This is a genomic window from Nocardia sp. JMUB6875, from assembly GCF_041154655.1.
Classification (GTDB): domain Bacteria; phylum Actinomycetota; class Actinomycetes; order Mycobacteriales; family Mycobacteriaceae; genus Nocardia.
Map to the genome: position 1 here is coordinate 20,894 of NZ_BAAFGR010000097.1, position 9,631 is coordinate 30,524.

Annotated in this window: 8 protein-coding genes; 5 read left to right on the plus strand and 3 right to left on the minus strand. The window is 66.8% G+C overall.

Annotation, left to right across the window (positions count from 1 at the left end):
* The first annotated feature begins 73 nt into the window (after positions 1-73).
* The 4 genes from ACAM49_RS23880 to ACAM49_RS23895 all read left to right on the plus strand — a co-directional run bounded on the left by ACAM49_RS23880 (position 74) and on the right by ACAM49_RS23895 (position 3,563).
* The gene (locus ACAM49_RS23880; RefSeq protein WP_369637787.1) at positions 74-634 is read left to right on the plus strand and encodes an ABATE domain-containing protein; all 561 of its coding nucleotides are present in this window, start codon (positions 74-76) and stop codon (positions 632-634) included.
* 122 nt (positions 635-756) lie between these two features.
* Positions 757-1,185: a VOC family protein gene (locus tag ACAM49_RS23885; RefSeq protein ID WP_369637788.1), complete on the plus strand. Its 429-nt coding sequence runs from the start codon at positions 757-759 to the stop codon at positions 1,183-1,185.
* A 76-nt stretch (positions 1,186-1,261) separates the two neighbouring features.
* Complete coding sequence (locus ACAM49_RS23890; RefSeq protein WP_369637789.1) at positions 1,262-2,788, plus strand: molybdopterin-dependent oxidoreductase; 1,527 nt, start codon at positions 1,262-1,264, stop codon at positions 2,786-2,788.
* 154 nt (positions 2,789-2,942) lie between these two features.
* Positions 2,943-3,563 carry a Uma2 family endonuclease gene (locus ACAM49_RS23895; RefSeq protein WP_369637790.1) on the plus strand — a complete coding sequence of 207 codons (621 nt, stop codon included), beginning with the start codon at positions 2,943-2,945 and terminating at the stop codon, positions 3,561-3,563.
* Between the two features lie 80 nt (positions 3,564-3,643).
* Here the strand turns inward: ACAM49_RS23895 and ACAM49_RS23900 are convergent, their stop codons facing one another.
* Positions 3,644-5,140 (minus strand): DHA2 family efflux MFS transporter permease subunit, encoded by a 1,497-nt coding sequence (locus ACAM49_RS23900; RefSeq protein ID WP_369637791.1) that lies wholly within the window; start codon positions 5,138-5,140, stop codon positions 3,644-3,646.
* Between the two features lie 36 nt (positions 5,141-5,176).
* The gene (locus ACAM49_RS23905) at positions 5,177-5,797 is read right to left on the minus strand and encodes a PadR family transcriptional regulator (protein ID WP_369637792.1); all 621 of its coding nucleotides are present in this window, start codon (positions 5,795-5,797) and stop codon (positions 5,177-5,179) included.
* A gap of 187 nt (positions 5,798-5,984) precedes the next feature.
* Between ACAM49_RS23905 and ACAM49_RS23910 the strand changes: the two genes are divergently transcribed.
* Complete coding sequence (locus ACAM49_RS23910; protein ID WP_369637793.1) at positions 5,985-6,107, plus strand: hypothetical protein; 123 nt, start codon at positions 5,985-5,987, stop codon at positions 6,105-6,107.
* Between the two features lie 84 nt (positions 6,108-6,191).
* Here ACAM49_RS23910 and ACAM49_RS23915 read toward each other — a convergent pair.
* Positions 6,192-9,631 (minus strand): multifunctional oxoglutarate decarboxylase/oxoglutarate dehydrogenase thiamine pyrophosphate-binding subunit/dihydrolipoyllysine-residue succinyltransferase subunit (locus tag ACAM49_RS23915; protein WP_369637794.1); only part of this gene is annotated, 3,440 nt, incomplete at its 5' end.

A 9,631-nucleotide genomic window follows, 5' to 3' on the forward strand; every position in this document is an offset into this window, starting at 1 on the left:
AACGAACAGTCCAAAACGCGCACCGTCCCTGAAGCTGTCTAACGCGTCAATGCGTCGGTGTAGCATTAGGAGCGTGGCTGATCCCGAACTTTTGATCGGTGAACCTCTCGCGCTGGATTTGATCAATACTCGGCCCGTTGGTGTCGATCTGCTGGAAAGTCCTGCGCAGCTGGCGGATTGGTTGCGGTTGGAGTCTGATCGGTTGCCCGAACCGCCGCCGCGGCAGCTCAGTGAGGCCGATGTGGCGGCCGTTCGGGCCGTGCGTGAGCACACCGCCGCGGCGCTGGATGCTGTGCGCAATGGCCGTCGACCGCCGAATGCTGCGCTGCGCGTGCTTGCCGATGCGCAGGCGGCCGCGCCCGCTATTCGCCGCCTGGATTGGATCGGTGGCGAGCTCGCCGAAACCGTTGCCCGGTTGGGGGATCCGGGTGCGCGGCTGGCTGCTCACCTGGCCGATGCCGCCACCACGCTGCTCACCGATCCGGCCGTCGGCCGGATCCGGCAGTGCGGCGCTCAGGACTGCGTGATGCTGTTCCTGCCGGCCCATCCCCGTCGCCAGTGGTGCTCACCCGAGCGGTGCGGCAATCGGGTTCGCGTGGCGCGCTACTACCAGCGGCACAAGTCAACCGACTGAATCACGGTATTTCTGGCATATCGGCCGAATTTTTCGTGCGACGGCCGATGATTTTCGTGCGGCTCCCGCGTCCAAGCTTCCGGGTGCCGCCGCACCCACCGACTACCGATGAAGGAGTAACCATGCCCGCAGTGAACCCGTACCTGCTGTTCAACGGCAACGCCGGAGAGGCCGTCGACTTCTACCAGTCCGTCTTCGGGATCGAGCCGATCATCACCCGCTTCCGCGATATGGGCGATACCCCCGCCGATATGCCCGAGGACGTGCTGAACCGGGTCGCCAACGCCCAGTTGCCGCTGAGCGAGACCAATATCCTCATGCTCTCCGACTGCCCGCCCGGCACCGAGATCGACAACTCCAAGCCCGCCTTCACCGTGCAGCTCGAGACCGACTCCGCCGAGGAGGCCGAGCGCCTCTTCAACGCGCTCGCCGTCGAGGGCAAGGTGGAGATGCCGTTCGGCCCGGTCCAGTGGGCCGAGGCGTTCGGCATGCTCACCGACAAGTTCTCGGTGCCGTGGATGGTCAACTACACCGGCAACGCCCAGATGTGATGGCCCGCGGCCACGTCACTGTTCCGTAATCGTTCACGCCGGTTCGCGGGCCGACCCGCGCAGTAGGGTCGGTTTCGTGGCCGATCGTGGAATGCGGATTGCCGGGGGAATTGTCGCCGGTGGCGTCGCGCTCGGCGTGGCCGAGCTGGTGTCGGTGCTGGTCAGCCCGGACAGCACGCCCTTGCAGGCGGTCGGCGGGTGGATCGTCGATCACACGCCGGACGGGTTCCGCGAGTGGGTGATCGGGCTCGTTGGGACGAACGACAAACTGCTGCTGTTCGTTTCGATGGGCGTGGTAGCCGTCGTGCTCGCGGGGATCGCGGGCGTGATCGAGCGGGAGAAGCGGCCGCTGGGATCGGCGCTGTTCGCGGTGTTCGGACTGCTCGCCACCCTGGCCGCGCTGGGGCGGCCGAACGCGGCCTGGACCTGGACGCTCCCCTCGATCCTCGGCGTGTGGGCCGGAATTATGGTGTTGCGCAGCATGATTCGACGCATCACCGCACTCGATGAAGTTGCCGCGGAGGACATTCCGACCGAGCGGCGGCAGGTGCTACGCGGGCTCGCCGTCGCCGGAGCCGCCGCACTGGTCGGCGGGGTGGCCGGGCGGCTCATCGGATTGCGCTCACGCGATGTGTCGGCCGAGCGCGCCGATGTGCAGCTACCGTCGCCGACCGGGCCGGAGCTGTCGGTCGAACCCGGTGCGGAGCTGAACATTCCGGGCCTCACGCCGTATCTCACCAAGAACGCGGACTTCTACCGCATCGACACCGCCCTCACCGTCCCGCAGGTCAGCAAGGACGACTGGTCGCTGCGCATCCACGGCATGGTCGACCGCGAAATCCGTTTGAGCTACGCCGATCTCGCGGCCAGGACCCCCATCGAGCGGCTGGTCACGCTGGCGTGCGTCTCCAACCCGGTCGGCGGGGACCTGATCAGCAATGCCCGCTGGCTCGGCTACCGGCTCGATGAGATCATCGCCGCCGCCGGACCGCATCCCGACGCGGACATGGTGCTCTCCCGCAGCATCGACGGCTTCACCGCCGGCAGCCCGCTGGCCGTGCTCATGGACGGTCGCGACGCCATGCTGGCCGTCGGCATGAACGGAGAACCGCTGCCCACCGCCCACGGCTATCCCGCGCGCTTGGTGGTGCCCGGCCTGTACGGATACGTCTCCGCCACCAAGTGGGTGACCGAACTGGAGATCACCAGATTCGATCGCGCCGAGGCGTTCTGGACCAAGCGCGGCTGGTCGGCCAGGGGCCCGATCAAGACCGAATGCCGCATCGACACACCCCGCGCGCACGGCACCTTCCAACCCGGCAGACTCACCGTCGCCGGGGTGGCCTGGGCGCAACACCGCGGTATCAAGGGCGTGGAAGTCCGCATCGACCAGGGGGATTGGCAGCCCGCGCGGCTCGCCGCGGCCCCGTCCATCGACACCTGGGTGCAGTGGGCCTTCGACTGGGACGCCACCGGCAGCGGCATCCACACCATCTGGGCGCGCGCCACCGACGGCACCGGCGAGACCCAGACCGACCAACGCCAGGACGTCGTCCCCGACGGCGCGACCGGATATCCGTCTCTGACAGTGCGAATCGACTGAGGTCCGAACGGCCCCCCGATCGGCCCGTCCCGCGCGGCGCGCCGATGCTGCGCAGGGGAAAGTTCCGAACGGCTCGTTTGTCAGCGCTCCCGGTTTAGTATCGGCGCGGCAGTCGTCGCCCAGCCCGCCCGATCCAGGAGCCGAGGGAGCGCGCATGTCCGGAGTACTCGAATGGGCGAGGGCGGAAAACCTGCAGCCCGAACCGATCACGCTCGACGTCTGGAAGAAGCTGCCCCGCGACTTCTGCCGGCTGGTCGAAGTCGTGAACGGCGATGTGGTGCGCGCCGAATCGCCGCCCCTACCGCACCGCAATGCCGCGCGCCGGCTCACCTCCATGCTCGAGGCCGCCGCCGAAACCCATATGAGCCGCTACAACGACGGCTGGCTCTACGTCGGCGCCGACCAGGACGTCCTGCTGTGGGAGCACCCGCGGCTCACCGTCCGCCGCCCGGACGTGGTGCTGTTCTCCTGCGCCCCAGCCGATGTCGGGCCGCTGCAGGCGCCGCGCGTGAAGATCGCCATCGAGGTGGTCTCCCCGGCCACCGAACGCGTCGACACCGCCGACAAGCAGGCCGAGTACGCGCTGGCCGGAATCCCTTGGTACTGGCTGGTCTACATGGATCGCGACCGGGTGCACGCGATCCAGACCCATGTGCTGGTCCTGGGTCACTACCGCCCGCACCGCCGCCTGGACCCGTTCGTCGGCGAGACCGTCATGGACATGCCGATCGAGATTCGCATCGACTGGACCCGCCTGATCGGCCTGATCCTCTGACCACACGAAAACGCGCTACCCGCCGGGAACCCCAGGCGGGCAGCGCTTTTCGATGATGGAACCGGTGAGCCCCGATAATCTCAGTGGGCCCCGATATTGGCCTTCGCCAGATCGTCGGCCTGACCACGGCCCGACTTGGCATGCCCGACGAACAGCGCCGAAGCGACGACACCGATCACCAGGATCACCGCGGGCAGATACATGGACTGGCTCAGCGCCGTGCTCAGCTTCTCCAGCAGCGGATCACGCACCGCCGCGGGCAGATCCTGCAGGCTCTTGCCGCCGGTGCCCTCGCCGATCGGTCCGCTCTGCAGGCCCTGCGCGGAGATGCGCGCGGTCAGCAGCGCGGAGATCGCGGCCGAACCGAGCACCGAACCGACCTGCCGGGTGGTGTTGTAGACGCCCGCACCCGCACCGGCCTGCTGCACCGGCAGGTTGTGGGTGGCCGTGGAGGCAAGCGGCGCCCAGATGCAGGCGTTCGCGATACCGGCCAGCCCGCCCACGATCATGAAGAGCAGGATCGACCCGTCCGGCTTCATCAGCGCGGCGAACCCGAACAGCGTCGCCGCGAAGAGCGCGAACCCGAAGGTCGGAATGACCCGCGGCGCGACCTTGTCCGAGATCTTGCCGATGATCGGCGCGAACACACCGGTCAGAATCGCCATCGGCGCGAACACCAGCGCCGACCGCGTCGGCGACATGCCGTGCACCTGCTGCAGATAGAAGTACGAGGGCACGAACACGCTCGTCACCGCCGCGCCCATGGCCGCGATGGCCACGTTCGACAGCCCGAAGTTGCGGTCCTTGAACAGGCTCAGCGGCACCAGCGGCTCACCGGTATTGGTGGCCTGGTTCCAGATGAACAGACCCAGCACCACCACACCGGCGATGATCATGGCCCAGATCCAGGCGTCCCAATCGTGGGTATTGCCCTCCTGGATGCCGAACACCAGCAGGAACATGCCGATTCCGGAGAGCGCGACGCCGACCAGATCGAACTTGTGCTCGTGCGTCGGCAGCGACGGCACCAGCCACCAGGCCAGCGCGAAGGCGATGATGCCGATGGGCACGTTCACGTAGAAGATCCACTGCCAGCCCTGCCAGTCCACCAGCACGCCGCCCAGGATCGGGCCGACCAGCGTCGCGAGTCCGGCCACGCCGCCCCACAGGCCCATGGCGGCGCCGCGCTTGTCCGGCGGGAAGGTGCGGGTGATGACGGCCATGGTCTGCGGCGTCATGAGCGCCGCGCCCAGGCCCTGCACGGCGCGGGCCGCGATCAGCATCTCGATGGTGGTCGACTCCGCGCACCACAGCGAGGCCAGGGTGAACACGGCGAGGCCGACGAGGTAGATGTTCTTGGGGCCGAATCGATCTCCGAGCCGGCCGGTGACCAGCAGCGGCACCGCGTAGGTCAGCAGATAGGCCGAGGTCACCCAGATGACGTTGGAGACATCGGCGTTCAGGTCCTTCATGATCGCCGGATTGGCCACCGCGACGATGGTCATGTCCAGCAGGATCATGAAGAACCCCACCACCAGCGCGTATAGCGCCAGCCACGGATTGCGTTGAGTGGACATGGGATTCGGGTTCCTATCTCAGGGGGTTGGTGAGGCTCAGGGGTTGGTGAGATCGACGCGTTCGCCGGTCTCGTCGTCGAAGTTTTCCCATTCGAGTTCGCCGCTCTCGAGCTCGGCGATGAAGCCGCGCAGCCATTCGGCCTCGGCGCTGCCCTGCGCGCGGATGTAGTCGACGCGGACCCAGTACCGCCGGGGCACGCCGCGGGCGGCGGCCAGTTCGCGCAGGGACAGCAGATCTGCGAGCCGGGATTCGATCCAGGCGACGCGTTCGCGGAGGGCGGCGATGACCTCGTCCACGGGTAAATTGTGCGCTTCGGCCAAAGCGGACACGAAGGCCGGGTGTTCCTTGACGGGTTCGCGCAGCAGGTCGGTCACCCGGGTCCGCAGCGCCTCGCGCCCGGCCGTGCGGATCCGGTAGGTGGTGCGTTCGGGCCGGTTACCGGCACGATCCGTGCCCTCGGCGGCGACCAGTTCCTGATCGGCCAGCCGGGCCACCGTGTGGTAGAGCGAGCCGGGCTTGATCTTGACGAACTCGTCCTCGTGCCGACTCAGCATCAATTGGTACATCTCGTACGGATGCATCGGACGCTCCTCCAGCAGCGCGAGAACCAGCATTCCCAACTGGGTCAGCGCCGGTGTCGTCTGCTTCCTGGTCACTGCGACCTCCGTCCCCGGCGACGCTACTCCGCGTCCCCGACATCCTCCGTACCAAATATTCCAGGTGGAATATACGGTGTGGAGCATGCCCTTGGCAAGGGTGTGGCGGCCGCCTCGGCAAGCCCGATCGAAATCCCTTCGGTAACATCAATTTTCGCTAGGGAAGTAGCAGAAAGAGGTACGCACAATGTCCGATCAGGAATCGAACACTCAGGACACCGCCGCCGCCGAGGGCATCGCCGCGATGATGGCGGCCTGGGATATCAAGGGCACCAACGATTCCGCCGAGGGCGAGGGCGACGCGCAGTAACACGCAGCGCTACCTCGAGAAACGACGAAGCCGCCCGCCGGATCGAAAGATCCGGCGGGCGGCTTCGTTTCGCCGATGTCCCGACTAGGCGGTCGGGGCGAAGGCCTCGTTGACGATCTCGGCCTGCTCCACCGCGTGCACCTTGGACGAACCCGAGGACGGGGCCGACATGGCGCGACGCGAGATGCGGCGCAGCTTGCCGAAGCGGGCCGGGAGGATCTCCGGGAGGTTCAGGCCGAAGAAGGGCCAGGCGCCCTGGTTGGCCGGTTCCTCCTGGACCCACGCCAGATCGGTGGCGTTGGGGTACTGCTCCAGGGCCTCGTTGAGGCGGAACTTCGGAATCGGGTACAGCTGCTCGACGCGCACGATGGCCACGTCGTCGCGGTTGTTCTTGTTCTTCTCGGCCACCAGCTCGTAGTAGATCTTGCCGGAGGTGAGCAGCACGCGCTTGACCTTGGAGCGGTCGCCGTTGCCCGACTCGTAGGTGGGCTCCTCGAGCACGGTGCGGAACTTGTTGTCGGTGAAGTCCTCGACCTCGGACACGACAGCCTTGTTGCGCAGCATGGACTTCGGGGTGAAGACCACCAGCGGGCGGCGGATGCCGTCCAGGGCGTGGCGGCGCAGCAGGTGGAAGTAGTTCGACGGGGTGGACGGAACCGCCACCGTCATCGAACCCTCGGCGCACAGCTGCAGGAAGCGCTCGATGCGACCCGAGGTGTGGTCCGGGCCCTGGCCCTCGTGACCGTGCGGCAGCAGCAGCACGACCTCGGAGAGCTGACCCCACTTGGCTTCACCGGAGGAGATGAACTCGTCGATGATGGACTGCGCGCCGTTGACGAAGTCACCGAACTGCGCCTCCCACAGGACAAGTGCATCCGGGTTGCCCAGCGAGTAGCCGTATTCGAAACCGACAGCGGCGTATTCGCTCAGCGCCGAGTCGTGCACCGCGAACCAGCCCGGGTTCTTGGACCCGATGTTGTGCAGCGGGGTGTACTCGTCACCGGTCTTGCGGTCGATGATCACCGAGTGCCGCTGCGAGAAGGTGCCGCGGCGCGAGTCCTGACCGGTCAGGCGGACGGCCTTGCCCTCGTCGATGAGCGTGCCGAAGGCCAGCAGCTCGGCCATGGCCCAGTCGACCTTGCCCTCGTAGGCCATCTCGCGGCGCTTCTCCAGCACCGGCTTGACGCGCGGGTGCACGGTGAAGCCCTCGGGCACGTTCAGGAACGCGTCGCCGATGCGCTGCAGCACCGTCTTGTCCACGGCGGTAATGAGGTTCGGCGGCAGCTGCTGCTCTTCCTCGATCGACTCCGACGCCTCCGGCGGGAACTTCTCCAGCTCGCGCACCTCGTTGAAGATCCGCTCCAGCTGACCCTGGTAGTCGCGCAGGGCGTCTTCGGCTTCCTTCATGGAGATGTCGCCACGGCCGATCAGCGATTCGGTGTACGCCTTGCGGACCGAACGCTTGGTGTCGATCACGTCGTACATGCCCGGCTGGGTCATCGACGGGTCGTCGCCCTCGTTGTGGCCGCGGCGGCGGTAGCAGATCATGTCGATCACGACGTCGCGCTGGAACTTCTGCCGGTAGTCGACGGCCAGCTTGGCCACCCACACACAGGCTTCCGGATCGTCGCCGTTCACGTGGAAGATCGGCGCGCCGATGAACTTCGCGATGTCGGTGGAGTATTCGGTGGAGCGCGAGTACTCCGGCGCGGTGGTGAAGCCGATCTGGTTGTTCACCACGATGTGCACGGTGCCGCCGGTGCGGTAGCCGCGCAGGCCCGACAGGTTCAGGGTCTCGGCCACGACGCCCTGGCCGGCGAAGGCCGCGTCACCGTGCAGCATGAGCGGCACGACCGAGAAGGTGCGCGCCTCCTCGCCCTTGGTGACGATGTCTTCCTTGGTGAGCAGATCCTGCTTGGCGCGGACCAGACCCTCGAGCACCGGGTCGACGGCCTCCAGGTGCGAGGGGTTGGCGGTCAGCGAGACCTCGATCTCGTTGTCGCCGAACATCTGCAGGTAGGTGCCGCGCGCGCCGAGGTGGTACTTCACGTCGCCGGAGCCGTGGGTGGCGGCCGGGTTCATATTGCCCTCGAACTCGGTGAAGATCTTCGAGTAGGGCTTGCCCACGATGTTGGCCAGCACGTTCAGGCGGCCGCGGTGCGGCATGCCGATCACGACCTCGTCGAGGTTGTACTCGGCGCACTGGTCGATGACGGCGTCCATCATCGGGATGACCGACTCCGCGCCCTCGAGCGAGAAGCGCTTCTGGCCAACGTATTTGGTCTGCAGGAAGGTCTCGAACGCCTCGGCCGCGTTGAGCCGGGACATGATGTACTTCTGCTCTGCCACCGACGGTTTCGCGTGCTTCTGCTCCACGCGCTCCTGAATCCACTTGAGCTGCTCGGGATCCAGGATGTGGGTGTACTCCACACCCACGTGGCGGGCGTAGGCGTCGCGCAGGATGGACAGCACATCGCGCAGCTTCATGCGCTCCTGGCCGTGGAAGCCCGCGACATTGAATTCGCGGTCCAGGTCCCACAGGGTCAGGCCGTGCTGGGTGACATCGAGGTCCGGGTGCGAGCGGAACTTGTCCTTCACCAGCCGCAGCGGATCGGTGTCGGCCATCAGGTGGCCGCGGCTGCGGTAGGCGTTGATCATCTCCTGCACGCGGGTCGACTTGTCGATGCCGCGTTCCTGAATGTCCTTGCGCCAGCGCACCGGCTCGTAGGGGACACCCATGCCGTGGAAGATCTCGTCGTAGAACTCGTCGGAGATCAGCAGGTTGTGCACGGTGCGCAGGAAGTCGCCGGACTCGGCGCCCTGGATGATGCGGTGGTCGTAGGTCGAGGTGAGGGTCATCAGCTTGCCGATGCCCAGCTCGGCCAGCTGCGCGTCGCTCATGCCCTGGAACTCGGCCGGGTACTCCATGGCGCCCGCGCCGATGATCGCGCCCTGGCCCTGCATCAGGCGCGGCACCGAGTGGTTGGTGCCGATGGTGCCCGGGTTGGTCAGCGAGATGGTGACGCCGAAGAAGTCGTCATTGGTCAGCTTGCCGTCGCGGGCGCGACGCACGACATCCTCGTACGCGCTGTGGAACTGCGCGAACGTCATGGTCTCGGTGTTCTTGATGGCCGCGACCGCGAGCGAGCGGCTGCCGTCCTTGCCCTTGAGGTCGATGGCCAGGCCGAGGTTGGTGTGCGCGGGGGTGACCGCGTTCGGCTTCCCGTCGACCTCGGCGAAGTGCCGGTTCATGTTCGGGAAGACCTTGATGGCCTGCACGATCGCGTAACCCAGCAGGTGGGTGAAGGAGATCTTGCCGCCGCGGGTACGGGCGAGGTGGTTGTTGATGACCAGACGGTTGTCGATCATCAGCTTGGCCGGGATGGCACGCACCGAGGTGGCGGTGGGGATGGTCAGCGACGACGACATGTTCTTGACGATCGCCGCGGCGGGGCCGCGCAGCACCTTGGTCTCGTCCTCGGCGGCGGGCTTCGGACCGCCGGAGGTCGGGGCTGCGTTGGAGG

Bases quoted from the DNA above. Each gene is read 5' to 3' on its own strand.
- ACAM49_RS23885 (WP_369637788.1), top strand. From the start codon at position 757: ATGCCCGCAGTGAACCCGTACCTGCTGTTCAACGGCAACGCCGGAGAG.
- ACAM49_RS23895 (WP_369637790.1), top strand. From the start codon at position 2,943: ATGTCCGGAGTACTCGAATGGGCGAGGGCGGAAAACCTGCAGCCCGAA.
- ACAM49_RS23900 (WP_369637791.1), bottom strand. From the start codon at position 5,140: ATGTCCACTCAACGCAATCCGTGGCTGGCGCTATACGCGCTGGTGGTG.
- ACAM49_RS23910 (WP_369637793.1), top strand. From the start codon at position 5,985: ATGTCCGATCAGGAATCGAACACTCAGGACACCGCCGCCGCCGAGGGC.